Genomic DNA, 26,202 nt, shown 5'->3' on the forward strand with positions numbered 1-26,202 from the left:
GTTTCCCGCCGGGCGGGAGTCGGGGGGCCTTACTCGGCCGGTGCCGAGGTCGGCTGGTCCGCGGGAGCCGAGTCACCGCGGGCGGCGCTGCGGGCCGCTTCGCGGTTGGCCGCGCGCTGCGCGTTCTGCTCGGTCTTGACCTCGGACTTGTTCTTGTGCGGCGCGATCACCATGACCATGTTGCGACCGTCGATCGTGGGGTTCGACTCGACCGTGCCGAACTCGGCGACGTCCTCGGCGAACTTGCGGAGCAGGCGCACGCCCTGCTCGGGACGGGACTGCTCACGACCACGGAACAGGATCATCGCCTTGACCTTGTCGCCCGCCTGCAGGAAGCCCTCGGCGCGCTTGAGCTTGGTGATGTAATCGTGCGCCTCGATCTTCAGACGGAACCGGACCTCCTTGAGGACGGTGTTCGCCTGATTGCGACGCGCTTCCTTGGCCTTCTGAGCGGCCTCGTACTTGAACTTGCCGTAGTCCATGATCTTGACCACGGGCGGCCTCGAGTTCGGCGCGACCTCGACCAGGTCGAGGTCCGCTTCCTGGGCCAGACGTAGCGCAGCTTCGATGCGGACGATGCCGACCTGCTCGCCGTTGGGTCCGACGAGGCGGACTTCCGGGACTCGGATGCGCTCGTTGGTGCGGGGATCGCTGATGCGGAACTCCTCTTGTCTGCGGATGACGGCCGCCGCGATCCTGGTGAATCGCGGGCGAAGAGGAGTACACGCCACCCGGCTCGGTGCGATGAGCACCGGCTTCTGCACCCGAGCAACCCCGTGCAGGACGGAGCGGAGTGCGGGAACCCGGTAGCCTGGAGCGGCAAGCGCGGGTGGGATGTGATCCTCTTTCGTACGGAGCAGAACGCTCCGAAGCCCGCCACAGTCTAGCAGAGAGAACTACGTGGACACGATTCCCCCCGACGACGCCCGAGCCGACCAGGATGCCGAGCGCCTCGCCCGGTGGGAGGAGCAGGAGCGCGCCTCCGCCTCCGCCACCCGCGACATCGCCGATGTCCCCGCCGTCGAGGTCATCACCACGACCGCCGTGCACCTCATGAGCGCCGCCGCTGTGAAGGTCGGACTCGCCGACGATCCGCAGCAGCAGATCGACCTCGACGAGGCTCGCAAGCTCATCAACGCGCTCGCAGGTCTCATCACCGCCGGCGCCCCCGAGATCAGCGACATGCACGCACGGTCCCTGCGCGACGGCCTTCGTTCCCTGCAGCTGGCGTTCCGCGAGGCATCCGTGATCCCCGACCCGATCGGCAAGGGCCCGGGCGAGAAGTGGACGGGTCCCGTCACCTAGGCCCCTCGGGGCGACTTACGACCGTGTGACCGGGCGCTGCCGGCGCCAGCCCGTTCTCGTCCTGCCGGTCAGATGTCGGTGGGCCGGTGGAGCTTCACCGTCAGGGAGTCCACGAGCACCGCCACGCGATCGTCGGCCGCCCAGCGGCGCGCGAGGCGCGCGAGAACGGCATCCAGCTCCTCCTGGGCGAGTCCGGCCATGAGTCGCAGGTGCACGACGAGTTCGGGCCCGCGCAGGCGTCCTGTCGGATCTCCCGGCTGCACAGCCAGGTCGAGAACCGCCAACTCACCGGAGATGCTCTCCTGGAGCCCCGTGAAGACCGCGGGCGACACATGCGCTGGCTCCCAGGGCTCGCCCTGCGCGATCGCCCACACGGCGGGACGGCGGAGGACGAACTCCGTCTCCGACGCCGGGTCGATGACGATCAGCTCCGTGCCCTCGGACGCTGCCGCCACTGCCGTGCGCCGGCCGTCCGCGGGGACGGGGCGGGCTGCGGCATCCCACCGCTGCATCGCCTGAACGGAGCTGAACACCGGCAGAACCTTCCGGCCGTCCGGGGCGGCGACGGTCACGATCGACAGTTCCTGCGTCTTGTCGACCTCGAGGCCGTGCGCTCCGATGCCGTGATCACCCTTCTCGGCGATCAGCGGGATCAGCAGACGCGCGCTGCGGTAGGCCTCGACGACGGCGCCCGCGTCGCCCTCGCCCGCTGCGACAGCGAGCAGGGCCGAAAGGAGCGCGGGATCGGCCGAGCCGTCGTCGCCGGAGTGCGGGTTCGACTCGAACCGACGCCCCTCCCAGGGGACGCCCGCCGAATCGGCGCGGTGATCGTCAGTGCCCGGCGACATCCAGCGCCTCGGCGAGGGTGAACTGGCCCGCATAGAGGGCCTTGCCCACGATCGCCCCTTCGACGCCGAGCGGCACCAGCTCGCGCAGCGCGGCGATGTCGTCCAGGCTCGAAACGCCGCCGGAGGCCACGATGGGCTTCGGGGTGCGCTGGGTCAGTTCGCGCAACAGCTCCAGGTTCGGTCCGCGAAGCGTGCCGTCCTTGGTGACGTCGGTGACGACATAGCGGCTGCAGCCCGCGTCCTCGAGGCGCTCGAGCACGGTCCACAAATCGCCACCGTCTCGCGTCCACCCACGGGCGGCGAGGGTCGTACCGCGCACGTCGAGCCCCACCGCGATCGCCTCGCCGTAGCGGTTGATGACGTCGGCCGCCCACTCGGGGTTCTCGAGCGCCGCGGTGCCCAGGTTGATACGGGTCGCGCCGCTCTCGAGAGCGGCCTCCAACGACCGGTCATCGCGAATGCCTCCGGAGAGCTCGACCTGCACCCCCTTCACCTGCTTGATGACCTTGCGCATCACCGCGGTGTTGTTGCCGCGGCCGAACGCGGCGTCCAGATCGACGAGGTGGATCCACGCCGCACCCTGCCGCGCGAAGTCCACGGCGGCATCCACCGGATCGCCATAGCTGGTCTCGGTGCCGGCCTCTCCCTGGGTCAGTCGGACGGCCTTGCCGTCGGCGACGTCGACCGCCGGCAGGAGGACAAGCTCGGGCGTGGACGCGAAATCGTTCATAACTCCTCGTGCCGGCAGGCGCCTCTCGCCGGCCCGGGCACGAGGTCACACAGTAGTCGCGCGCAGCCCGTCGATCCAATTCGCGAGCAGCCGGATGCCGGCCTCGCCCGACTTCTCGGGGTGGAACTGCGTGGCCGCGAGTGGACCGTTCTCGACCGCCGCGAGGAACGGCGCACCGTACGTGCACCAGGTCAGCACGGGTTCGGGGAACGGGGGCGTCACCTCGAGCTCCCACTGCTGGGCCCCGTAAGAGTGGACGAAGTAGAACCGCTCGTCGGCGATCCCGTCGAACAGGCGAGACCCCTCGCCCGCGGACACGGTGTTCCAGCCCATGTGCGGCAGGACGGGGGCAGCCAGCTCCGACACCGTCCCGGGCCACTCGCCGAGCCCCTCGGTGTCGGTGCCGCGCTCGATGCCCCGACCGAACATGACCTGCATGCCCACGCAGATGCCGAGGACCGGACGCCCGCCCGCAAGGCGACGGTCGATGATCTCGCCCCCGCGGCTGGCGTTGAGCGCATCCATCACGGCTCGGAATGCACCGACACCGGGGACGAGCAGACCGTCCGCGTCGAGCAGGAGCGAACGATCCGAGGTCAGGCGCGCGTCGGCACCCGCCTCGATGAGAGCCTTCACGGCGGAGTGGACGTTGCCCGAACCGTAATCGAGGACGGCGACGATCGGCTTGCTCATAGCGCACCCTTGGTGCTCGGAATGCCGTCGACGAGCGGGTCGAGGGATTTCGCCTGGCGGAAGGCGCGCGCGAGCGCCTTGTACTCGGCCTCGGCGATGTGGTGCGGGTCGCGACCGCCGAGGACGCGGACGTGGACCGTGAGCGCGGCGTGGATGGAGATGGCCTCGAACGAGTGGCGGACGAGCGAGCCGGTGAAGTGACCGCCGATGAGGTGGTGCTCGAAGCCCGCAGGCTCGCCGGTGTGCACCAGGTAGGGGCGCCCACTGATGTCCACCACCGCCTGCGCGAGAGCCTCATCCAGCGGGACGAGCGCATCGCCGTAGCGGGCGATACCGGACTTGTCGCCGAGGGCACGGCGAATGGCCTGACCGAGCACGATCGAGGTGTCTTCGACGGTGTGGTGCGCGTCGATGTGGGTGTCGCCGGTCGCCGTCACACGGAGGTCGGTGAGCGAGTGCTTGGCGAACGCCGTGAGCATGTGGTCGAAGAACGGCACGCTCGTGGAGATCTCGCTGGACCCGGTGCCGTCGAGGTCGAGGGCGAGCTCGACGCGCGACTCGCTCGTCTCACGGACGATCGAGGCGGTGCGGGGCGAGGCGGGTCCGGTCATGCTCGCGATCCTACCGAGGCCAGGGCGTCGAGGAACGCGGTGGTCTCGTCGGCCGTGCCCGCGGTGACGCGGAGGTGATGGGCGATGCCCACGTCGCGGATGAGTACGCCGCGGTCGTACAGGGCCTTCCACGTGGCCGCGGGATCGTCGACCCCACCGAAGAGCACGAAGTTCGTCCAGGACTCGTGTGCCGTGAAGCCCAGCGCCGCCACCGTGGCCGAGATGCGGTCGCGCTGCGCGACGATCTCGTCCACCATCGACAGCATGATGTCGGCGTGACCCAGGGCCGCCGTCGCGGCCGCCTGGGTGAGGGCGCTGAGGTGGTAGGGCAGGCGCACCAGGCGCAGGGCGTCCACGACAGCGGGATCGGCGGCGAGGTACCCGACGCGAGCACCGGCGAAGGCGAACGCCTTGCTCATCGTGCGCGAGACCACCAGACGCGGGCGGCCGGGCAGCAACGTCACGGCGGACGGCTCATCGTGGGGAGCGAATTCCTGGTACGCCTCGTCGACGATCACGATGCCATCCGTCACGGCGTAGACGGCCTCGATGACGTCGAGACCCAGCGGCGTGCCCGTCGGATTGTTCGGGGCGCACAGGAAGACGATGTCGGGGTTCTCGCGCACGACCTGGTCTGCCGCGAACGCCGGGCTCAAGGCGAAGTCATGCTCGCGCTCCCCCGCGATCCACTCCGCGCCGGTCGCCCGCGTCAGGATCGGGTACATCGAGTACGTGGGCGCGAAGCCCATCGCCCGACGGCCAGGCCCACCGAAAGCCTGCAGGACGTGCTGCAACACCTCGTTCGAACCGTTGGCCGCCCAGATCTGCTCCCGCACCAAGCCGTGGCCGAGGTAGTCGGCGAACGCTTCGCGCAGGCCGGTGAACTCACGGTCGGGGTAGCGGTTGACGTCGCGCAGGGCTCGGGCCACGGCATCCAGGATGTCGTCGGCCACCTCGGACGGAACCGGATGCGTGTTCTCGTTGACGTTGAGGGCCACGGGAAGCGCGGCCTGGGGTGCTCCGTAGGGAGTCATCCCGCGCAGGTCGTCGCGAAGAGGGAGGTCGTCGAGGCGCACGGTCACCTCACCCATCGTAGGCGGCGACGCGCCCCCTCCTCACCGTGCCGATGCGTATGCCGCCGGGATCGCGATTCGCTGCCCCGCGGCGACCGAACCGCCCTCGAGCGCGTTGAGCCGCGTGATCTCGGCAACCACATCGCGGGGATCGGACCCCGGAGCGACGTCTTCCGCGATCGACCACAGGGTCTCACCGCTCATGACGGTGATCTCGGTGAAGGCATCGGCGGGAGCGCCCGTCTCGCTCGAAGCGAGGGCGGCGCCACCACCGACGACGGCGAGAGCGAGCGCGACGACCACGGGCAACGCGGCGAGGAAGGCGAACACGCGACGCCCGCGCGCGGTCAGACGCAGACGGGTGGTGGGGGCGGCGGTGACGGTGATGCTGCTCATGGTGTGCTCCTCTGTGGGGAGAGATTCGCACCCCGCCCTCGGCCGGGAGGGCGGTGGTGCGAATCTGTATTCCGAATCTATCTTCGATACTGTGAGGGTGTCAACACCGGGGCTCTCGGAAAACGATCGAACGCGACACGCGGGAAGCTCCGCTGCGATCGAGTGGTCTACCGGATACGGTTTCGACGAGGAGACCCCACCACGGACCTCCGACATTCGAATTTCCGCCGCATCGACAGCGCGGCGCGAGGGGAGCACACATGACCGACGCGACGACCGCGGCCGGCCGCGAGCGGCCGCAGACCCGGCGCCGGAAGAGCCTCAGCGACAAGCAGCTCGCCATCCTCGAGGTGATCCAGCGCTCGATCGCGCGGCACGGCTATCCGCCGAGCATGCGCGAGATCGGCGACGCCGTGGGGCTGAAGTCGCTCTCCAGCGTCACGCATCAGCTCAACCAGCTCGAGCTCAGCGGGTATCTGCGCCGCGACCCCGGGAAGACACGGGCGATGGAGGTGCTCATCGACCTGCCCGGCACCGCCGCCGAGAACCCGGCCGAGACCGCGCCCGCCGTGGGCGATGCCGCCCTCGTCCCCCTGGTCGGCCGCATCGCCGCGGGAGTCCCGATCACCGCCGACCAGCAGGTCGAGGAGATCTTCCCCCTTCCGCGCCAGCTCGTGGGCAAGGGCGAGCTGTTCATGCTGAAGGTGGTGGGCGACTCGATGATCGACGCCGCCATCTGCGACGGAGACTGGGTCGTCGTCCGAGCGCAGTCCAGCGCCGAGAACGGCGAGATCGTCGCCGCGATGCTGGACGGTGAGGCGACCGTCAAGACGTTCCGCCGCCGCGACGGCCACATCTGGCTGCTCCCGCGCAACTCGGCGTTCGAACCGATCCTGGGCGACGAAGCCGTCGTCCTCGGCCGGGTCGTGGCGGTGTTGCGCGCGGTCTGACGTCGGCGCGGCGCCTCCCGAGGCCGGGGACCAGCGGCATCCAGTTCCGTCGGCGAGGGTGGTGTTTGTCCACAGGTGCCCCTCCCCGACGGCGGAGCGCCCCTAGCATGACAGGACACCTCGAGAGAGCGAGTCCCGTGTCGTCCAGTCCCGCCGCCGCAGAGCCCCCGCCCTCCGAACCTTCCCCAGGCTTTGCCACTCCGGCCACCGTGTCCTCCGACCCGGGCGGCGCGCCGCCCCCGGAGCCCGAGGACGCACCGCTCCCCCGGTCGAAGCGAATGCGTCGATCGCGGACGAGCGTCGTCGTCCTCGCCGTCCTGCTGGCCGTCGCCGTCGCCATCGGCGGGCTCGGCTTCGTCTGGGTGGCCACGCAGCTGCAGGAGGCGCGCACGCAGATCTCCGACCAGCAGCGGCAGATCAGCGATCAGCAGCGACGCCTGGACGAACAGCAGGAGATGATCGATCGCAAAGAGCAGTTCGGTGCGGCGATGGGCGACCTGTACGCGACCGTCGACCCTCTGGTGGGGCTGCCCTACTCGACCATCGTGCCGTGGTACCGCGTCGAGGACCTCGCCGATCGCGCCTGGATCCACCGGCGTAACCCTGCCGCCCTCGATCAGGACGTCGCGGACCTGACGAGGCTGACGTCGGAGATCTCCGCTCGCTCGGCCGGGGTCGCCGACCAGGCGGCTTCGAACGCGTCGGGCACCGTGTGGGAGACGACGCTCGACCGTCTCGGACGGGGGTGGGTGTCGACCGTCGTCGATGAATCCGCGCCGTGCGGCACCACGGCCCTGGCGTGCGTGTCCAGCACGGCGCCCTTCACCGTCCACGTGCAGGCTGACTCCCAGACCGATCCGACGGTGACGGACTGGATCCGCACCGGCGCCGCGTACCACGAATACGCCCACGTCCTGCAGCTCACCAACCCTCAGCCGACCGCGGACGCCCTCGCGGCGTTCGGCGGCGACGTGGAGACGATGGCCGACTGCTACGCACTGACGTTCCTCGACGGATGGTCGCTCGCCCACGAGGTCGCCATCGACGAGTTCTCGTACTACGAGGTCGATGTGGGGTACGGCTACACGTGCGACGCGGGACAGCGACAGGTCATCCGCGACTGGGTGGATCGCCTGGGCGTCACGCGTCAGGTCGTCGGCGGCTGACCGGTCCTCGGACCGACGGGCCCTCCTCCATGGCCCCGCGGGCGGCCGTCCACCGACCGTCGGACGAACCTTCAGTGCGCCATGTCCGACCCTCTCCGTAGGGTGGATGCCATGCCGCAGACGCTCCCCTACGGATCCTGGCCTTCTCCGCTGACGCCCGAGTTGGTGGCGCAGTCGTCACCGCGGCTGGACGGCGCGCGCTTCGTGGGCGACGAGGTGTGGTGGGGCGAGTCCGTTCCGAGCGAGGGGGGACGTGTCACCGTGCGGCGGCGGCGCTCGGACGGATCGGTCGAGACGGTCCTGCCCGCACCGGGGAATGCGCGTTCGTCGGTGCACGAGTACGGCGGCGGTGCCTGGACCGCCTCCGACGACGGTGAGCTGTTCTACGTCGAGAAGACCGATCAGCGCATCTATGCGCTGACACCGGGCGGCACGCCGCGTGCGCTGACGCCCGCCGCCGGCGACGTCCGGCACGGCGGGTTGTCGTGGCAGCACGGAAACCTCCTCGCGATCCGCGAGGCCCACGGAACCGAGCGCGTCCCCGCCCGCGCGATCGTGCGCGTCCCCGTCGATGGGTCCGACACGGAGGTGCTTGCCGAGGGCAGCGTGTTCCTCGCGCACCCGGCGCTCTCCCCGGACGGTCGCCACCTGGCGTGGATCGCGTGGAACCATCCCGACATGCCCTGGGATGCCACCGTGCTCCGGGTCGCCGATCTCGCCACCGGGGACGTCCACGAACTCGCGGGCGGCGATCGACGGGCGCCGCTGCAGCCGGTGTGGATCGGCGATCACGAGTTGCTGTACGCCGATGACCCGAGCGGACGCTGGAACCTCTTCCGCCGCCGACTCGACGGCGACCCGCAGCCCGTCGCTCCGGCCGATGCGGACACGGGCGGTCCGGTGTGGGTCCTCGGGACCCGCTGGTTCGCCGCCACGGCCGACGGACGCATCATCGCCGTGCGCACCGACGGCGACGACGAGGTCGTCGAGATCGCCCCCAGCGGCATACGCCCCCTCGGTGTCCCGGTCGTCGCGGGCGCTTCGGTCGAGGACGTCCGCGGATCGCACGCGCTCATCTCGGGAGCGGAGGCGTCAGGCCTGTCGGGGCTGTGGGAGATCGACCTCGACACGGGAGATGCCTCGCTCGTCACCAGTGGCGACCATCCGGGGCCCGGCTGGATGCCCACCGCCCGCGCCCTCACCTCCGAGGGTCCGCATGGACCGGTGCACGCCTTCGCCTATCCGCCGACCAACCCCGACGTCGTCGCCCCCGATGGCGAGCGTCCGCCGTACGTCGTCCTCGTCCACGGCGGACCGACGTCGCATGTCGGGCCCGCACCGTCGGCGAAGACGGCCTTCTTCACCAGCCGCGGTATCGGCGTGCTCGATGTGAACTACGGCGGTTCCACCGGCTACGGCCGCGCCTACCGCGAGCGGCTCCTCGGTCAGTGGGGCGTCGTCGATGTGGATGACGTGGCGGCGGCGGCATCCGCTCTCGCCTCCGCCGGGCTGGCCGACCCCGATCGCCTCGCGATCGCCGGAGGGTCGGCGGGCGGATGGACCGTGCTCGCCGCGGTGACGCGCACGAACGTCTTCTCCGCGGGAATCTCCCGCTACGGTGTCGGCGACGCGCGTGCGCTGGCGGAGGACACCCACGACTTCGAGGCCCGCTACCTCGACGGTCTCATCGGGCCGCTCCCCGAGGCGGAAGCCGTCTACGTCGAGCGTTCGCCCCTGTCGCGCCCCGAGCGCTTCCGCGTGCCCCTGCTCATTCTGCAGGGTGCGGAAGACCGCGTCGTCCCGCCATCGCAGGCCGAGGCGATCCGCGACGCTCTCGCCGCACACGGCGTCGCGCACTCCTACGTCCTGTACGAGGGCGAGGGCCACGGATTCCGCCGGGCCGAGACGGTCGTCGACTCGCTGCGGCGAGAACTGGGGTTCCTCGGTGCGGTGTTCGGCTTCGCTGCTCCGGGGATCCCTCCGATCGAACTCGGCTGAAGCCCCCGCACACGACGACGCCCCGCCGGAGGGGGCGTCGTCGTGGGTCAGGCCGCGAACGGCGCGAGTTCCGCGGCGAGACGCGCGCCCACGTGCGCGTGCAGGAACGTGCCCTGCTCGCGGTGCTCCTGCGCGACGATGAGGCCCGTCTCGTGAACCGCCGACACGAGGTCGCCGCGGTCGTACGGCACGACCGCTTGCACCTCGACCGCCGGCAGCGGCAGAGCCTCCTCGATCGCCGCGCGCAGGTCGTCGATGCCCTCACCGGTGCGCGACGAGACGAACAGGGCCGCGGGAGCGAGTCCGCGCAGCACCAGCCGATCGTCCGGGCTGAGCAGATCAGCCTTGTTGAACACGACGATCTCGTGGCCGAAGTCGGCATCGACGTCGCCCATCACATCGCGCACCGTGGACAGCTGAGCCGCCGGATCCGGATGCGACGCGTCCACGACGTGCAGGATGACATCGGCGTCGCCGACTTCTTCCAACGTCGACCGGAACGCCTCCACCAGCTGGTGCGGGAGGTTGCGCACGAACCCGACGGTGTCGGTGAGCGTGTACACGCGACCGTCGGTGGTCTCAGACCGGCGGACGGTGGCATCCAGGGTCGCGAACAGCGCGTTCTCGACCAGGACGCCGGCGCTCGTGAGGCGATTGAGCAGGCTCGACTTGCCGGCGTTGGTGTACCCGGCGATCGCGACCGACGGAATGGTGTGACGCTTCCGCTCGGCTCGCTTCGCGGCGCGCGCGGGCGCGAAGTCGCGCAGCTGCTTACGCAGCTGCGCCATGCGCGTGCGGATGCGTCGCCGGTCGAGCTCGATCTTCGTCTCACCCGGACCACGCGAACCCATGCCCGCACCGCCGGCACCCACCTGACCACCGGCCTGACGGGACATCGAATCACCCCATCCGCGCAGGCGCGGGAGCAGGTATTCGAGCTGCGCGAGCTCGACCTGCGCCTTGCCCTCGCGGCTCTTGGCGTGCTGACTGAAGATGTCGAGGATCACCGTGGTGCGGTCGATGACCTTCACCTTCACGACGTCCTCCAGCGCGCGTCGTTGACTGGGCGCCAGCTCGGTGTCGGCGATGACGGTGTCCGCGCCCACCGCGGCCACGATGTCACGCAGCTCCTCGGCCTTGCCGCGACCGACGTAGGTCGCGGGGTCGGGGTGCGGTCGGCGCTGCAGCACGCCGTCCAGCACGACGGCCCCGGCCGTCTCAGCCAGGGCGGCCAGCTCGCGCAACGAGTTCTCGGCATCCGCCTGTTCGCCCTGCGGGTGAACGCCCACCAGCACGACGTTCTCGAGCCGCAGCTGACGGTACTCGACCTCGGTGACGTCCTCGAGTTCGGTCGACAGTCCGGGCACGCGGCGTAGCGCAGCGCGCTCCTCACGATCCCACTGGTCGCCGTCGGTGGACCCGCCATACGCGGTCGCGGCATCCTGCAGGGCCTGCGCCGCTCCGAAGACCCGGACCCCTCGGTGCGCATCGGCGCGCGAAAGCACACGGTCGACCGGGTCCGCCGGCGACACGTTGGTGCTCGGGGGTGTGGTCTGTTCGGTCATGTGTTCCTTTCGGCCGCGGACGGTGCCGCGGCATTCTCGCACTTTAGTCGCCCCCACGTCGGGGGCTCCGGTCCGCTACGCTTCCGGCATGGGGAGCGACCACTATTTCAGCGCGTCGCCGTCGAGTCCCGAACAGTTCCGCCGCCTCCGCGTCACCCTCGCCGGGCGTGAGCTCGAAGTCGTGACCGCGGGCGGAGTCTTCAGTCCGGATCGCCTGGATGCCGGCACATCGGTGCTGTTGGCCAACACCCCGGCCCCGCCCGCCGGCGGGAATTTCCTCGACCTGGGAAGCGGCTGGGGTCCGATCACGTTGAGCCTCGCCCTCGACGCACCGCACGCGACGGTCTGGGCGGTCGACGTCAACGAGCGAGCTCTCGACCTGGTGAGGCAGAACGCGCAGCGGCTCGGCCTCGACAATGTCAACGCCGTGCGCCCGGAGGATGTTCCCGAGGGCATCTCGTTCCGCACGATCCGTTCGAACCCGCCCATCCGGGTCGGCAAGAACGAACTCCACGGCATGCTCGAGCGATGGATCCCCCGATTGGCCGAACGATCCGACGGCTGGTTCGTCGTGCAACGCAACCTCGGCTCGGACTCGCTGCAGCGGTGGCTCGCCGCCACGTTCACGACGGGATACTCCGTGCACCGCGCCGCCACCGGACGCGGCTATCGAGTGCTGCGGGTACGTCGCCATGGCTCGCCGCCGAGCGAACCCATCGACATCGTCGCCGATCCCCTTTGACGCGACGCACACGGGTCGGGTCGACTCCCGCTTCCGCCGGCGTGGATCGTCTCACGGCCGTCTGGCGTGGCACGCCCGAGTCAGGCCAGAGCGACCTCGCCGCTGAAGACGAGGGAGGCCGGTCCGGAGAGGTACACGCGCCCCTCGGCGACACGGACGCCGAGGGTGCCGCCGCGCGTGTCGACGACCCAGGTATCCGGCGCCGCCGATCCGGCCCAGTGTCGGACCGCCAATGCCGCCGCCGCCACGCCGGTGCCGCAGCTGAGCGTCTCGCCGACGCCGCGTTCGAACACCCGCATGCCGATCGCGCCGACGCCGTCGTGGACGAGCGGGTCGGCGGGCACGACGAACTCGACGTTCGCGCCGCGGGCCGGCGCGGGGTCGAGCACCGGCTGATACGTCAACTCGAGGCCGTCGAGCTCGCTGTCGGATGACAACGCCACGACGACATGCGGGTTGCCGAGGTCGATGCCGACACCTGGGCGGGCGACCGACAGTCCCTTGGCGCGCACCAGGACGTCGCCGGGGTCGATGCGGTACTCCCCCAGGTCGACTTCGAAGCCGCGGTCGCTGCGGGTCAAGGTCTTCACTCCGGCCCGCGTACCTATGCGCAGGCCACCGGAGATATCCGCCAATCCCGTGTCGGTGAGGTACCGGGCGAAGACGCGCGTGCCGTTGCCGCACATCTCGGCCTTCGAGCCATCGGCGTTGCGGTAGTCCATGAACCACTCCGCGCCGGAGCCAGCGGCATCCGCTCCCTCGTCGATGGCGGCCGAGCGCACGACGCGGAGCAGCCCATCGGCGCCGATGCCGAAGTGGCGGTCGCAGAGGATGGCGACCTGGTCGTCGGCGAGGTCGAGCTCCCCGTCCGGGTCGGACACGATCACGAAGTCGTTGCCTGTGCCGTGGCCTTTGGTGAACGCGAGAGTCGCCATGGCATCCAGTCTAGGGAGCGAGCCGGTGCTGCCCGCCTGCCGAGGAGGGTCGAGCGGGGCACGAACCGAGCCGCGCGGATGTCAGGCCGGACCGCCCGGCCCATCGACGATGAGCCGGCGTCCGGTGGCCCACGTCTCGAACGGCTCGTATCCGAGGGCGTCGTAGAACCCGCGCGCGCCGGTGTTGTCGGGGCGCACCATGAGCTGGACCTTGGGACAGCCGAGCGCTTCCAGCAGCCGCTCCGCCTCGGTGACGAGCGCGCGGCCGACGCCCTGCCCGCGATGCGTCTGGGCCGCGGCGAGGTAATAGAGCCAGCCGCGGTGACCGTCGTAGCCGGCCATCACGCTGCCCACCACCTCGTCGCCGTCGACGGCGACGAGGAACAGCTCCGGCTGAACGGTGAGCTTGCGGCGGATGTCGGCGCGCGGATCGTTCCAGGGGCGGGTGAGCCCGGCGCCTTCCCACAACGTCACCACGGCGTCTTCGTCCGCGACCTCGAATGCACGGATGTGCACGTTCACCTGGCTACCTCCTCGACGATCGCGTCCGCGCGAACGGTTCTCGCATCGACCCACCGCACGCCGGCGTAACGACGGAACCATGACACCTGACGCCGCGCGTACCGGCGGGTGAGAGCCTGGGTCTCGGCGATGGCCTGGACGCGCGTCATCTCGCCCCGAAGCTCCGCGAGCGCCTGGGCGTAGCCGATGGCGCGCGAGGCGGTCGGCCCCCTCTCGATACCGTCGGCGCGCAGCGCGGCGACCTCGTCGAGCAGTCCTTGCTCCCACATGCGCTCGACCCGTGCGTCCAGCAGGTGGACGAGAGCGTCGCGATCGATAGCTGTTCCGAGGATCGACGTCCGCGGATGCCACGGCTCGGGCTGCGCGGGGAGGGCGCCCCCGTGCGTGTCTCCCCCCTGGGCCAGAACCTCCAGCGCCCGGACGACCCGCCGTCCGTTGCGCGGGTCGATGCGCTCCGCCGCGACCGGATCCGCCGCGCGCAGTCGCTCGTACAGGACACCGGGTCCGAGCCTCTCGAGCTCGCTCTCGAGACCGGCGCGCACGGCGGCGTCACGCGGAGGAAAGCGGAAGTCCCACAGCACGCTGGAGACGTACAGTCCGGAACCGCCGACGAGGATCGCGTCGGCGCCGCGCGCGTGCACCCGGGCGATGGTCTCGCGTGCCACGTTCTGATACCAGGCCACCGCCGCTTCGTCGGTCACCGCGAGCGCATCGAACAGGTGGTGCGGGATGCCGCGCCGGTCGGCGACGGGGAGCTTCGCGGTACCGATGTCCATGCCTCGGTACAGCTGCATGGCATCCGCGTTGACGATCTCGACCGGGCGGTCGCGCTGGCGCAACGCGTCGGCAAGATCGAGGGACAGGCCGGTCTTGCCCGTGCCGGTCGCACCGACGACGACCCACAGCCGTGGCGCGGAGGGCGCGGCGGCGGTCACCCGCCGATGCGCAGCGTCGGAAGGCCGAGGGAGACGGGTCGGGGACCGCCCTCCTCGCCGACGGGTGCGGGGACACCGCAGGACTCCGCCTGCGACCGATCCCAGGCGTCACCGGCCCGCGTGCGACGGATCCGAAGCGGTCGACCGGCAGCGGCGTCGGCGAGCAGGTAGAAGGGCGCGGCGTGGGTGACGTCGACCGTGACGACATCTCCCGGGCGCGGAAGCACAGAGCCGTCCGGCACCTCGAAGTGCACGAGGCGGTTGTCCTCGGCACGGCCGGTCAGACGACGTGTGGCGGCATCCTTCTTGCCCTCGCCGGTGGAGACCAGGACCTCGAGCGAACGGCCGAGCTGCTTCTGGTTCTCCTCGAGCGAGATGCGCTCCTGCAGGGCGATGAGACGCTCGTAGCGTTCCTGCACCACGGCCTTCGGGACCTGGTCCGCCATCGTGGCGGCCGGGGTACCCTCGCGGATCGAGTACTGGAAGGTGAAGGCGCTGGCAAAGCGAGATGCTTCGACGACGCGCATCGTCTCTTCGAAATCGGTATCCGTCTCCCCCGGGAAGCCGACGATGATGTCGGTCGTGATGGCGGCGTGGGGGATGCGGTCGCGCACGCGGTCCAGGATGCCGAGGAACCGTTCGCTGCGGTACGAGCGGCGCATCGCCTTCAGAATCCGGTCGGAGCCGGACTGCAGGGGCATGTGCAGCTGGGGCATCACGGACGGCGTCTCGGCCATGGCGGCGATGACGTCGTCGGTGAAGGCGGCGGGGTGCGGGCTGGTGAAGCGGATGCGCTCGAGCCCCTCGATCTCGCCGGCCGCCCGCAGCAGCTTTCCGAAGGCGAGTCGATCACCGAACTCGACGCCGTACGAGTTGACGTTCTGACCGAGCAGCGTGACCTCGATCGCACCATCCTCGACGAGGAGACGGATCTCGTTCAGGATGTCACCGGGCCGGCGGTCTTTCTCCTTCCCGCGCAGACTCGGGACGATGCAGAACGTGCAGGTGTTGTTGCAGCCGACCGAGATCGACACCCAGCCGCTGTGGATCGAATCGCGCTTGGTGGGCAGCGTGGAAGGGAAGACCTCGAGGGACTCGAGGATCTCGAGTTCGGCTTCACCGTTGTGCCGGGCACGCTCGAGCATCCCGGGCAAGGAGCCCATGTTGTGCGTACCGAACACGACATCGACCCACGGCGCCTTCTGCTGAACGGCGTCCTTGTCCATCTGTGCCAGGCATCCGCCGACCGCGATCTGCATGCCGTCGTGAGCGTCCTTGCGGGACTTCAGGTGTCCGAGAGTTCCGTAGAGCTTGCCGGCGGCGTTGTCGCGAACCGCGCAGGTGTTGATCACGACGACATCGGCGTCGGTTCCGGCCTCTGCGCGGACGTAGCCGGCGCTCTCGAGAGAACCCGACAGGCGCTCGGAGTCGTGGACGTTCATCTGGCAGCCGAACGTCCGCACCTCATAAGTGCGGGCGCGCCCTTCTGCCGTGCGGGCGGCAGCGGAGGGCGCGATGAGCGTCGGCGTGGATACGGGGGTCGTCATGATGGGTGCCATTCTAAGCGCCGGTCGCACCGACGTCGGGGGCGGACGGGAGCAGCCCAGACCCGGCGGTCGCGGGGCGTCCACGGGGACCGTTCGCGTCGAGGACGCTCAATCATCCGGCGTGAAGCGCACGCCCGATGCCGGCGGCACGGGCCGCGAGGACGGGGCTCGGCGCACCCCCGCCTCGGAGAGGGCTTGCCGGGCGGCATCGAGCGACACGGAGGACGAGTAGCCCCTCCGCGCGAGCTGGCCGGCGAGTCGACGCAGGCTCGCGTCGTAGTCCTTCCCGCCCACGCTGCGCGCCTTGGAGCGGGCGAACTCCAGCGCACGCTCGGCGTCGTCATCGGGTAGATCGGCGATCGCCGCGTCGGCGACGTCGCGCGGGATTCCGCGTTTGCGGAGCGTCTGGACGACGGCTCGACGGCCCTGACCTCGACGTTCGATCGCCGAGAGCGCGAGCTGCTCGGCGAACGCCTCGTCGTCGAGATAGCCGAGGTCGACGAACTTGGCCACGACAGCGTCGATCACCGCATCGTCTGCACCCTCGACACCACTCAGTGCCGCGCGGGCCTCGGCCAGCGAGAGTGACCGGCTGCGGAGCTTGCGGAGAAGCACGGTCTCGGCGCGGTCGCGGATCTCGTCGAGCGACTCCGCTTCCGGCGATGCGTCGAACGCTCCCCCCGGGAGAGTCCAGTGCGCAGCTGCGTCCTCGAAGTGGGGATGTCGCGCCGCCGACTCGGGAGCGACCGGCGACCCCGCCGTGCGCTCGCGTGCCCCGAAGAGCGGGATCACCGGGGCGAGCTGTTCGTCGCCCGCCGCGTCGACGGAGCGCGCTCGGGTGTCCGGGCCGCGGCCCCCGCCCGCGTCGTGCTCCGTGGGATGGGAGCCCCGACGCGGACGGTGAGCGTCGTCGGTCATCAGGCGGGACGACGGGCAGCCAGCTCGTCAGTGGTCGGCGCCGCAGCAGCGGGGGCACCGATACCGAGCTTGCCCTTGATCTTCGACTCGATCTCGGCCGCGACATCGGCGTTCTTGATGAGGAAGTTCCGCGCGTTCTCTTTACCCTGACCCAGCTGCTCGCCGTCGTAGGTGTACCACGCGCCCGACTTCTTCACGATGCCGTGCTCGACACCGAAGTCGATCAAGCTGCCCTCACGCGAGATGCCGACACCGTAGAGGATGTCGAACTCGGCCTGCTTGAAGGGCGGAGCCATCTTGTTCTTGACGACCTTCACGCGGGTGCGGTTTCCCACAGCCTCGGTGCCGTCCTTCAGGGTCTCGATGCGCCGGATGTCGAGGCGGACCGACGCGTAGAACTTCAGCGCCTTTCCGCCCGCGGTGGTCTCGGGCGATCCGAAGAACACGCCGATCTTCTCGCGCAGCTGGTTGATGAAGATGGCAGTGGTCTTCGTCGTGTTCAGACCACCCGTCAGCTTGCGCAGCGCCTGGGACATCAGGCGAGCCTGCAGACCCACGTGCGAGTCGCCCATCTCACCCTTGATCTCGGCCTCGGGTACGAGAGCGGCCACCGAGTCGATGACGACGAGGTCGATGGCACCGGAACGGATCAGCATGTCGGCGATCTCGAGGGCCTGCTCACCGGTGTCGGGCTGCGACACGAGGAGAGCGTCGATGTCGACGCCGAGCTTCTTGGCGTACTCGGGGTCGAGGGCATGCTCGGCGTCGATGAAGGCCGCGATGCCGCCGGCGCGCTGGGCGTTGGCGATGGCATGCAGCGTCAGGGTGGTCTTACCGGAGGACTCGGGACCGTAGATCTCGATGATGCGGCCGCGAGGGAGACCGCCGATGCCGAGCGCCACATCGAGAGCGACGGAACCGGTGGGGATGGTCTCGATCGGTGCGCGCTCGTCGCTGCCCAGTCGCATGACCGAGCCCTTTCCGAACTGACGGTCGATCTGGGCGAGGGCCGATTCGAGGGCCTTCTCGCGCTCTGCGGGTGAGGGCATGACGTCTTCTTTCTGCTCGCGTTCCGTCGCCTATAGGCTGTCGCGCCGCCCACCGACGGTGGCCGTTCACGACAAGGCGTTCAGAGTGTCGTTCGACGTCCATCACGTTAGGGAGGGCCTCCGACATCGAGGGAGGAAACCCGACCTTCCGGGGATGGATGCACCCCAAACTCCGATGTGCAGGAGCCTACGCCGGAATCGAACGAAGATTCGATGACACGCCGCGAAGAACAGCGTCAGTACCGAACCCCCGCCGGATCCGAGCGCGAGAAGGGCGTTGCCCGATCGAGGTCAGCGCCGGCGTGGATCCAACCGCCCGACACCGTACCGACGCTCGGCGGGCACGTCGGTCTCGTCGCACAGCGCGAGCCACACCTCACGCGGGTCGACGCCGGCGGCGAGGGCGTCCGCACTCGTGCGACCCCCTACGGATGACAGCACGAGGTCGGTCATGAGGGAACTCCCACGCGCGCCGAACTCGTCGGCGACCGCGCGATCGAACTCGCTACGACGCATGCCGGGGGTCAGTGCAGGGAGAGCTCGGGCTCGACCGCGGCGACCAGATCGTCGGGAACGACATCGGGGAAGGTCTGAAGACCCTCGAGAACAGACAGACGGTCGCCGACCTCGCGCATGATCGTGGAGATGGGGACGTCGAGGGCTTCCGCCACCGATGCGAGGATCTCGCTCGACGCTTCCTTCTGGCCGCGCTCGACCTCACTCAGGTACCCGAGCGCGACACTGGCGCGGCTGGCTACCTGGCGAAGGGTACGGCCCTTCTGCTGGCGGAGCTCACGCAGGACCTCGCCGATCTCTTGACGGACCAGGATCATGTGAACCCCTCCTCACTACCGATTCCTCCGCTGCCCGGGTGGACAACGGTACAACACCGTTTCAGGTCACCCTAATGCCGCGCGCTGGGCACTGGATGGGAATCGCTGAGAACAACCCGGATGTGTCATCATATGTTCCCTTCATCGCCGGGTCCGGCACGATGTCACAGCGCCGCGAGGGCACGACGTACAGCGATATGCGTGGCCTCGCGTCGAATGCGGTCGCGGTCGCCGGAGATGACCAGCGAGTCCACGCGCGTGCCGAGAGGCGTCGACACGGCGATGTGCACCGTCCCGACCGGCTGACCGTCCTGCGGCTCAGGGCCGGCGACGCCGGTGGTGGCGATACCGACGTCGGCGGGGACCCCGTCGTGACCCAGGACGTCGCGGACGCCTCGCGCCATCTGGCGAGCGACGCGCGGATGGACCGCGCCGTGTGCGTCGAGGAGTGCCGGGTCGACGCCGAGCACGCTGTGCTTGAGATCGGTCGCGTACGCCACGATGCCGCCACGGACCGCGCGCGAGGCGCCCGGAACGTCCACCAGCGAGGACACGACCATCCCTCCGGTCAGGGATTCGGCGACGGCCACGGTCCAGCCGAGTTCCACGAGCCGGTCCAGCAGGACGGCCGCGCTCTCGCGCGGATCCCGAGCGAGCGTCTCATCCAGATCGTCGGGGACGCCGTCGATCACCCTGCACTCCGTTTCGCCCGGGCACCCCGCACCTCGGACACCACGTAGTCGATACCCGACGCGATCGTGAGCACGACCGCGATCGTCATCGTCGTCGCGCCGACCCACCACACAGTGGACTGCCACACCGCGGCATCCGACAGCGACGCGAACGGCAGCAGCGCGATAGACAAGGCGACGGCCTGAGCGACGGTCTTGAGCTTTCCCATCCAGGCGGCGGCCAGGACGTGGTCGCTGACGACCATGAAGCGGTAGATCGTGATCCCGATCTCGCGGACCAGGACGACGATCGTCACCCACGGGGGCAGCTCGCCGAGGATGGACAATCCGACGAACGCCACACCGGTCAGCGCCTTGTCCGCGATGGGATCGAGAAGTTTGCCGAGGTCGCTCACGATCTCGTACCGCCTGGCGATGTAGCCGTCGACGCCGTCCGTGGCGATGGCGACGATGAACACGGCCGCGGCGGCCCATCGGAGGCCTCCCCCGGTGCCCCCGTCAGCGAGCAGCATCCACAGGAAGACCGGTGCGCACAGGATGCGCGCGATCGTGATCGCGTTGGGCAGCTGCGGATGGACGGCCATCAGTCGCGTCCCGTCAGCTGCCAGGCGTCTTCCGAACCTTCGTCGTCCTCGGCGACGGGGATCCCGTCGAACTGCGCCTCGACGGCATCGGGACCATAGGGGTCGGCGTCGGACCCGGCGGGCGGCTCGTCACCCCGGAGGCGGGCGAGAACGGAAGGGAGCTGCTCGTTGGTCACGAGCACGTCGCGGGCCTTCGAACCCTCGGACGGGCCGACGATCTCGCGCGACTCGAGCAGATCCATGAGGCGCCCGGCCTTGGCGAAACCGACACGCAGCTTCCGCTGCAGCATCGAGGTGGATCCGAACTGGGTGGACACCACGAGCTCGGCCGCGGCGAGCAGGAGTTCGAGGTCGTCACCGATGTCGGCGTCGATCTCCTTCTTCTCGGCGGCCGCCTGGACATCGGCCCGATACTCGGGCCGTGCCTGCTGGGTGACGTGCGCGACGACGCGCTCGATCTCCTGCTCGCTGACCCACGCGCCCTGGACGCGCAGCGCCTTGGAAGCGCCCATCGGCAGGAACAGACCGTCACCTTGCCCGATCAGCCGGTCGGCACCGGGCTGGTCGAGGATGACGCGCGAGTCGGTGACGCTCGTGACGGCGAACGCGAGCCGCGACGGCACGTTCGCCTTGATCAGACCGGTGACCACGTCGACGGACGGGCGCTGGGTCGCCAGCACCAGGTGGATGCCGCTGGCGCGGGCCAGCTGCGTGATGCGCACGATCGAGTCCTCGACGTCGCGCGGTGCGACCATCATGAGGTCGGCGAGCTCGTCGACGACGACCAGCAGGTAGGGGTAGGGCTTGAGGACGCGCTCACTGCCCGCCGGCAGCTGGATCTCCCCCGCGACGACGGCCTTGTTGAAGTCGTCGATGTGACGGAAGCCGAACGACGCCAGATCGTCGTAGCGCATGTCCATCTCTTTCACGACCCACTGCAGCGCCTCGGCGGCCTTCTTGGGGTTGGTGATGATGGGCGTGATGAGGTGCGGTACGCCGGCGTAGGACGTCAGCTCCACACGCTTCGGGTCGATCAACACCATCCGCACCTCGGACGGCTTGGCCCGCATGAGCAGGCTGGTGATCATCGAGTTGACGAAGCTGGACTTTCCCGAACCGGTGGAACCGGCCACCAGAAGGTGAGGCATCTTCGCGAGGTTGGCCACCACGAACCCGCCGCCCACGTCTTTGCCGACGCCGATCGTCATGGGATGCGTGGAGGATGCCGCGGCATCCGACCGGAGGATATCGCCGAGCGTGACGATCTCACGGTCGGTGTTGGGGATCTCGACACCGATCGCGCTCTTCCCCGGGATGGGAGCGAGGATCCGCACCTCATTCGAGGCGACCGCGTAGGCGATGTTGTTCGTCAGCGCCGTGATGCGCTCGACCTTCACCCCGGGTCCGACCTCGATCTCGTACTGGGTCACCGTCGGACCGCGCGAGAAGCCGGTCACGCGCGCGTCGACCTTGAACTGTTCCATGACGCTCTCGATGGCGCGGACGACGGCGTCGTTCGCGGCCGACCGCTCCTTCGGCGGCGTCCCGGCGGCCAAAGCGTTCACCGACGGAAGACGATAGTTCGCCGAGGGCGGTAGTCCGGCGTTGTCGCCGCCGAGACCCGAGATGCCGGGGAGATCGTCGGTGACGTCGTCCGCGGTGGGCGAGTCGTCTTGGAGTCCGCGGCCGGTGGTCACGCCGGCGAGCGCGGACGGGTCGATGATCTCCGTCACCGCGTCGGGCGCAGGCGGGAGCGGGGGCCGTGCGGGCGGTGCGGCGGGCGCGGAGGGGGCCACGACGGCCGACTCGAAGCCGCCCTGCGTCGCCCCCGGGGAGAGCAGGGTGGTCAGGTCGTCGGAGCCGAGATCGCCGTCGACGTCCTCTTCGCGGCCCGACCTGTTCCGGCGCCACCACGGCAGCGACTTCTCCGCGGGCGTCTCGTCGTCGGCGTCCACGGGCAGCACGGCCGTCGGCGCCTCCTTCTCGACGCGCTCGGCGCCGAACATCCACGCGTAGAGGTCGCCGAGGCGCTGACCGATCCTGTTCGGCGGAGTCTTCGTGAGGATCAGGACGCTCAGGATCGTCAGGAGCGACAGAGCGATGTAGGCCCCCACGTCCCTCAGCACCAGCGCCAGAGGCTCGCCGCTGAGCCACCCCGCGAGGCCTCCCGCCAGGCTCAGCGTGGGCAGGCCCGTGCTCGGCGCCGGCCGGCCTCCGGCCACATGACAGAAGCCGGCCATGGAGATGACGAACAGCGCGAAACCGATGCCGATGCGGCCGTTGTCATGCACCGACGACGGGTGCCGGAACAGCCACCCCGCCAGAAGGAGCAGGAGCACCGGGAAGACGAACGCCACGCGGCCGATCAGTCCGCCGAAGCTGTAGGCGCTGATCGTGGCGGCGACGTCGGTTCCGATGAAGAACCACTCCACCACCGCGCCGAGGACCGCGAGCACCACCAGGAGGAACGGGAACCCGTCGCGCCGTTGGTCGCGTTCGAGGGTTTCGGGGCCGAAGACGCGGAACATTCCGCCGACCCCGTGGGCCAGGGCCGTCCAGGCGCGAACGGCGACCGGCGGCTTATCGGGCTCGTCGACGTACCGCTTGGGCGCGGGCGCCGACGCTTTCGGCCGCGCCTGTCCCTTCGCGGGGGCGCGACCGCCGGAGGTGGACGAACTGCGGGGCATTCCTCCACGGTAGGCGGGGAGTCCGACATTCGCGCGGACCGACGCGAGGTTTGAGACAGGACCGATACGCGGCAGACTTCAGCGCAGCGTCTTGACCATGACGTCGCGTCCCTGGCCGGCGCGGGTCACAGCGAAGCCTTCACTCCGATAGAACGTGCGGGCGAAGTTGTCCCGTTCGACGCTCAGGCTGATCCGGGAGTAGCCCTGGTCGCGCGCGTGGGTGACCAAGCGCCGCAGCAGCGCCCGCCCCACGCCGTGGGCCCGCCACACGGGACGGACACCGATGATGAGTTCCGGGACGCCCGTGCCGACCCACCCGAACCCGGGCTCACTGCGCGGCAGCATCCGGTACCACGCCGCCCCGATCGCCTCGCCCGTGGGCGACTCCGCCACGAACCCGGCATCCCCCGGCCTCTGCCACCCGGCGACGTACCGCTGATGGTCGGGGTTGCTGAGCACCTCGTGGCGCGGGCGGGCGCTTCCAGCGCGCCAGTTGGCGGCCTCGACCGTCATATCGGCGAGGAACGCGCCGTCCGACGGGAGTGCCGCGCGGATCGGGATGGCGGGCATGCCCGCATGATACCGATGCCCGCGCGTCCCCCGCGGACGGCGCCCGTGACGGTGTGAAGTGCGCCTTCGCGTCAGGCCTCGATGACCAGGGGCACGATCATGGGTCGGCGACGCAGCGACTGGTTGACCCAGCGGCCGATCGTGCGGCGGACGACCTGCGAGAGGGCATGGTTGTCGCGCACGCCCGACTGGGCGGCCTCGGCGAGCGCGGCGGCGATCTTCGGCTTCACGCTCTCGAACACCGCTGCATCCTCTGCGAACCCGCGGGCGTGCACCTCGGGACCCGAGATGATCTTGCCCGTCTGGCGGTCGACCACGACGATCACCGAGATGAAGCCCTCCTCGCCCAGGATGCGGCGGTCCTTGAGGTCGGCATCCGTGATCTCACCCACGGACGACCCGTCGACGTAGACGAAACCGAGGTCGAGCTGGCCGACGACCTCGGCGCGACCGTCGCGCAGGTCGACCACCGTGCCGTTCTCGCCGAGGATCGTCCGCTCGGCCGGGATCCCCGTGTCCTGCGCGAGCTTGGCATTGGCCATGAGGTGGCGGTATTCGCCGTGCACGGGGAGGACGTTCTTGGGCTGCAGGATGTTGTAGCAGTACAGAAGCTCGCCGGCGGCCGCGTGACCCGAGACGTGCACCTTGGCGTTGCCCTTGTGCACGACGGTGGCGCCGAGCTTGGTCAGTCCGTCGATGACGCGGTAGACGGCGTTCTCGTTTCCGGGGATGAGGCTGGATGCCAGGATCACGGTGTCACCCTCGCCCGGCTCGATCGCGTGGTCGAGGTTGGCCATGCGGCTGAGGACCGCCATCGGCTCGCCCTGCGACCCTGTCGACATGTAGACGATCCGGTCGTCGGGCAGGTCGCGCGCCTTCTTGTAGTCGATGAGGACGCCCTCGGGCACGTTCAGGTAGCCGAGGTCGGCTGCGATGCCCATGTTGCGCACCATGCTGCGTCCGAGCAGCGCCACGCGGCGTCCGTGAGCGTGCGCGGCGTCGAGAACCTGCTGGACACGGTGGACGTGGCTCGAGAAGCTCGCGACGACGACGCGCCGAGGAGCCTTCGCGATCACCTGGTCCAGCACCGGGCCGATCGCGCGCTCGGTGGGGGTGAATCCGGGGACGTCGGCGTTGGTGGAGTCGACGAGGAAGAGATCGACGCCCTCCTCCCCCAGGCGGGCGAACGCGCGCAGATCCGTGATGCGACCGTCCAGCGGCAGCTGGTCCATCTTGAAGTCGCCCGTGGCCAGCACGAGTCCCGCGGGCGTGCGGATCGCCACCGCCAAGGCATCCGGGATCGAGTGGTTCACCGCGATGAACTCGAGATCGAAGGGTCCGACCTGCTCGCGCTGCCCCTCCCGCACCGTCAGCGTGTACGGACGGATGCGGTGCTCTTTGAGCTTCGCCTCGATCAGGGCGAGCGTGAGCCCGGACCCGATGAGCGGGATGTCCGACTTGAGCTTGAGCAGGTACGGGACGGCACCGATGTGGTCTTCGTGACCGTGCGTCAGCACGACACCGACGATGTCGTCGAGGCGGTGCCGGATGGGTTCGAAATCGGGCAGGATCAGGTCGACACCGGGCTGGTGCTCCTCGGGGAAGAGCACGCCGCAGTCGACGACGAGGAGCTTGCCCTCGTACTCGAAGACGGTCATGTTGCGTCCGACCTCGCCGAGGCCGCCGAGCGGGATGACGCGCAGCGTGCCCGGAGCGAGCGCGGGGGGATCGTAGACGGTCGTGGGCATTCGGTGCCTCCTCGGACGCCGCCGCGCGGCATCCCTTCGTGTGGCGTCCCTGGCCGCGGTTCGGCGGACGCCGATGCTTATCTCGTGGTGCCGTGCACCTTCGGCAGGGCACCGCCGGCGGCCACGTTGCGGTCGGGGCGGAAGTTGGAGAAGTCCGCGCCGGGCACATCGGTGACGAGCGCGAGCTCGTCCTCGATGATGGCGGCCTCCCATTCCTCGGGTCCGACCAGCGGCAGACGCACGCGGGGGCTCCCGATGCGACCCAGGCCGTGCAGGATGTACTTCGCCGCGACCGTGCCCGGCACGTGGGTCATGACCGCGCGCACGAGGGGCTCGAGGCGCTTGTGCTCGGCCGTGGCCGTCGCCAGGTCGCCGCGGTTCACGGCATCCACGATGGTCCGGTAGGGCGCGGCGGCGATGTTGGCGGTGACGCCGATGAGCCCGGCCGCACCGATCGACAGGTGCGGCAGGACGTTGGCGTCATCGCCGGAGAAGTACATCAGGTCGGTCTGGTTGAGCACGCGGCTGACCTCGCTGAAGTCGCCCTTGGCGTCCTTGACGGCGAGGATGTTGGGGTGCTTGGCCAGGCGCAGGATCGTCTCGTACTTGATCTCGACGCCGGTGCGGCCGGGGATGTCGTACAGGATCACCGGCAGGTCAGTCGCGTCGGCGACGAGACGGAAGTGGGTCAGGATGCCGGCCTGCGTCGGCTTGTTGTAGTACGGCGTGACGATCATGATCCCGTCGGCGCCGGCCTTCTCGCTGGCCTTGTAGAGCTCGATCGCGTGCGCGGTCTCGTTGGACCCGCCACCCGTGATGATCTTTGCCCGGCCGGCCGCGACGTCCTTGCCGACCTCGACGAGACGGAGCTTCTCGGGGTCGGTGAGGGTGGAGGTCTCGCCGGTCGTGCCGGTGACGACGACGCCGTCGGCGCCCGCGCTGACGACGTCGTCGATGTGCTTCTCGACGGCAGGCCAATCGACCTCGCCGTCGGCCGTCATGGGGGTGACGAGCGCGACGAGCACCTGACCGAAGGGGTTGCCGGAGTGCGTCATGCTCTCAGGTTATCGGTTCGGCCCGCCCTCCCTCCGGCCGCGCCCCCGCA

General features: G+C 69.7%; 27 protein-coding genes. 5 read left to right on the forward strand and 22 right to left on the reverse strand.

Annotated features, from left to right (window positions below; all coding sequences use genetic code 11):
• Positions 1-29: 29 nt before the first annotated feature.
• Positions 30-680 carry a translation initiation factor IF-3 gene (infC, locus tag LL239_RS08605; protein ID WP_228163270.1) on the reverse strand — a complete coding sequence of 217 codons (651 nt, stop codon included), beginning with the start codon at positions 678-680 and terminating at the stop codon, positions 30-32.
• Positions 681-900: 220 nt separating this feature from the next.
• On the opposite strand from infC, the gene LL239_RS08610 reads away from it, so the two are divergent.
• On the forward strand, positions 901-1,305 hold the full coding sequence (locus LL239_RS08610) for a DUF1844 domain-containing protein (protein WP_228163024.1): 405 nt from the start codon (positions 901-903) through the stop codon (positions 1,303-1,305).
• A 68-nt stretch (positions 1,306-1,373) separates the two neighbouring features.
• Here LL239_RS08610 and LL239_RS08615 read toward each other — a convergent pair whose 3' ends face one another.
• From LL239_RS08615 to LL239_RS08640, 6 genes are read right to left on the reverse strand one after another with little or no spacing between them, the layout of a single operon-like run.
• Positions 1,374-2,153 (reverse strand): SseB family protein, encoded by a 780-nt coding sequence (locus LL239_RS08615; RefSeq protein ID WP_228163025.1) that lies wholly within the window; start codon positions 2,151-2,153, stop codon positions 1,374-1,376.
• Complete coding sequence (gene priA, locus LL239_RS08620; RefSeq protein WP_228163026.1) at positions 2,137-2,883, reverse strand: bifunctional 1-(5-phosphoribosyl)-5-((5-phosphoribosylamino)methylideneamino)imidazole-4-carboxamide isomerase/phosphoribosylanthranilate isomerase PriA; 747 nt, start codon at positions 2,881-2,883, stop codon at positions 2,137-2,139. Before priA ends, LL239_RS08615 begins: the two co-directional genes overlap by 17 nt.
• A gap of 45 nt (positions 2,884-2,928) precedes the next feature.
• A complete protein-coding gene (gene hisH, locus LL239_RS08625) occupies positions 2,929-3,576 on the reverse strand; it encodes an imidazole glycerol phosphate synthase subunit HisH (protein ID WP_228163027.1) in 648 nt (215 codons plus the stop codon).
• Positions 3,573-4,187, reverse strand: coding sequence for an imidazoleglycerol-phosphate dehydratase HisB (gene hisB, locus LL239_RS08630; protein WP_228163028.1), 615 nt, complete (start codon positions 4,185-4,187; stop codon positions 3,573-3,575). The genes hisH and hisB overlap by 4 nt, the downstream gene beginning before the upstream one ends.
• Positions 4,184-5,278 (reverse strand): histidinol-phosphate transaminase, encoded by a 1,095-nt coding sequence (locus LL239_RS08635; RefSeq protein ID WP_228163029.1) that lies wholly within the window; start codon positions 5,276-5,278, stop codon positions 4,184-4,186. The genes hisB and LL239_RS08635 overlap by 4 nt, the downstream gene beginning before the upstream one ends.
• Positions 5,279-5,302: 24 nt before the next feature.
• Positions 5,303-5,656: a LysM peptidoglycan-binding domain-containing protein gene (locus tag LL239_RS08640; protein ID WP_228163030.1), complete on the reverse strand. Its 354-nt coding sequence runs from the start codon at positions 5,654-5,656 to the stop codon at positions 5,303-5,305.
• Between the two features lie 260 nt (positions 5,657-5,916).
• Here LL239_RS08640 and lexA point away from each other — a divergent pair, with 260 nt between their 5' ends.
• The 3 genes from lexA to LL239_RS08655 all read left to right on the forward strand — a co-directional run bounded on the left by lexA (position 5,917) and on the right by LL239_RS08655 (position 9,770).
• Positions 5,917-6,606, forward strand: a complete 690-nt coding sequence (gene lexA, locus LL239_RS08645) for a transcriptional repressor LexA (RefSeq protein ID WP_228163031.1) — start codon at positions 5,917-5,919, stop codon at positions 6,604-6,606.
• Positions 6,607-6,884: 278 nt separating this feature from the next.
• A complete protein-coding gene (locus LL239_RS08650; RefSeq protein WP_228163032.1) occupies positions 6,885-7,772 on the forward strand; it encodes a hypothetical protein in 888 nt (295 codons plus the stop codon).
• 111 nt (positions 7,773-7,883) lie between these two features.
• The gene (locus LL239_RS08655) at positions 7,884-9,770 is read left to right on the forward strand and encodes a S9 family peptidase (protein ID WP_228163033.1); all 1,887 of its coding nucleotides are present in this window, start codon (positions 7,884-7,886) and stop codon (positions 9,768-9,770) included.
• A gap of 47 nt (positions 9,771-9,817) precedes the next feature.
• On the opposite strand, the gene hflX is transcribed toward LL239_RS08655, so the two are convergent.
• The gene (hflX, locus tag LL239_RS08660; RefSeq protein WP_228163034.1) at positions 9,818-11,335 is read right to left on the reverse strand and encodes a GTPase HflX; all 1,518 of its coding nucleotides are present in this window, start codon (positions 11,333-11,335) and stop codon (positions 9,818-9,820) included.
• An 88-nt stretch (positions 11,336-11,423) separates the two neighbouring features.
• Between hflX and LL239_RS08665 the strand changes: the two genes are divergently transcribed.
• Complete coding sequence (locus tag LL239_RS08665; RefSeq protein ID WP_228163035.1) at positions 11,424-12,077, forward strand: class I SAM-dependent methyltransferase; 654 nt, start codon at positions 11,424-11,426, stop codon at positions 12,075-12,077.
• Between the two features lie 80 nt (positions 12,078-12,157).
• Here LL239_RS08665 and dapF read toward each other — a convergent pair whose 3' ends face one another.
• From dapF to dapA, 14 genes are all read right to left on the reverse strand, one after another.
• Positions 12,158-13,012, reverse strand: coding sequence for a diaminopimelate epimerase (dapF, locus tag LL239_RS08670; protein WP_228163036.1), 855 nt, complete (start codon positions 13,010-13,012; stop codon positions 12,158-12,160).
• Between the two features lie 81 nt (positions 13,013-13,093).
• Entirely contained in the window at positions 13,094-13,534 is a 441-nt protein-coding gene (locus tag LL239_RS08675; protein WP_228163037.1) for a GNAT family acetyltransferase, read from the reverse strand.
• The gene (miaA, locus tag LL239_RS08680; RefSeq protein WP_228163038.1) at positions 13,531-14,469 is read right to left on the reverse strand and encodes a tRNA (adenosine(37)-N6)-dimethylallyltransferase MiaA; all 939 of its coding nucleotides are present in this window, start codon (positions 14,467-14,469) and stop codon (positions 13,531-13,533) included. Before miaA ends, LL239_RS08675 begins: the two co-directional genes overlap by 4 nt.
• Positions 14,466-16,016, reverse strand: coding sequence for a tRNA (N6-isopentenyl adenosine(37)-C2)-methylthiotransferase MiaB (miaB, locus tag LL239_RS08685; RefSeq protein WP_228163039.1), 1,551 nt, complete (start codon positions 16,014-16,016; stop codon positions 14,466-14,468). Before miaB ends, miaA begins: the two co-directional genes overlap by 4 nt.
• A gap of 108 nt (positions 16,017-16,124) precedes the next feature.
• On the reverse strand, positions 16,125-16,934 hold the full coding sequence (locus LL239_RS08690; protein WP_228163040.1) for a regulatory protein RecX: 810 nt from the start codon (positions 16,932-16,934) through the stop codon (positions 16,125-16,127).
• Positions 16,934-17,983 (reverse strand): recombinase RecA, encoded by a 1,050-nt coding sequence (gene recA / locus LL239_RS08695; protein ID WP_228163041.1) that lies wholly within the window; start codon positions 17,981-17,983, stop codon positions 16,934-16,936. The genes LL239_RS08690 and recA overlap by 1 nt, the downstream gene beginning before the upstream one ends.
• 291 nt (positions 17,984-18,274) lie before the next feature.
• On the reverse strand, positions 18,275-18,499 hold the full coding sequence (locus LL239_RS08700) for a DUF3046 domain-containing protein (protein ID WP_228163042.1): 225 nt from the start codon (positions 18,497-18,499) through the stop codon (positions 18,275-18,277).
• Between the two features lie 8 nt (positions 18,500-18,507).
• Complete coding sequence (locus LL239_RS08705) at positions 18,508-18,816, reverse strand: helix-turn-helix domain-containing protein (protein ID WP_138174360.1); 309 nt, start codon at positions 18,814-18,816, stop codon at positions 18,508-18,510.
• A gap of 164 nt (positions 18,817-18,980) precedes the next feature.
• On the reverse strand, positions 18,981-19,508 hold the full coding sequence (locus LL239_RS08710) for a CinA family protein (protein WP_228163043.1): 528 nt from the start codon (positions 19,506-19,508) through the stop codon (positions 18,981-18,983).
• Positions 19,505-20,092: a CDP-diacylglycerol--glycerol-3-phosphate 3-phosphatidyltransferase gene (gene pgsA / locus LL239_RS08715; RefSeq protein ID WP_228163044.1), complete on the reverse strand. Its 588-nt coding sequence runs from the start codon at positions 20,090-20,092 to the stop codon at positions 19,505-19,507. The genes LL239_RS08710 and pgsA overlap by 4 nt, the downstream gene beginning before the upstream one ends.
• Positions 20,092-22,779: an FtsK/SpoIIIE family DNA translocase gene (locus LL239_RS08720; protein WP_228163045.1), complete on the reverse strand. Its 2,688-nt coding sequence runs from the start codon at positions 22,777-22,779 to the stop codon at positions 20,092-20,094. The genes pgsA and LL239_RS08720 overlap by 1 nt, the downstream gene beginning before the upstream one ends.
• Positions 22,780-22,857: 78 nt before the next feature.
• On the reverse strand, positions 22,858-23,349 hold the full coding sequence (locus tag LL239_RS08725; protein WP_228163046.1) for a GNAT family N-acetyltransferase: 492 nt from the start codon (positions 23,347-23,349) through the stop codon (positions 22,858-22,860).
• A 71-nt stretch (positions 23,350-23,420) separates the two neighbouring features.
• Positions 23,421-25,097 carry a ribonuclease J gene (locus tag LL239_RS08730; protein WP_228163047.1) on the reverse strand — a complete coding sequence of 559 codons (1,677 nt, stop codon included), beginning with the start codon at positions 25,095-25,097 and terminating at the stop codon, positions 23,421-23,423.
• A gap of 77 nt (positions 25,098-25,174) precedes the next feature.
• Positions 25,175-26,152: a 4-hydroxy-tetrahydrodipicolinate synthase gene (gene dapA, locus LL239_RS08735; RefSeq protein WP_228163048.1), complete on the reverse strand. Its 978-nt coding sequence runs from the start codon at positions 26,150-26,152 to the stop codon at positions 25,175-25,177.
• Positions 26,153-26,202 lie beyond the last annotated feature (50 nt).

It is taken from the genome of Microbacterium testaceum (genome assembly GCF_020781835.1).
Taxonomy (GTDB): Bacteria; Actinomycetota; Actinomycetes; order Actinomycetales; family Microbacteriaceae; genus Microbacterium; species Microbacterium testaceum_H.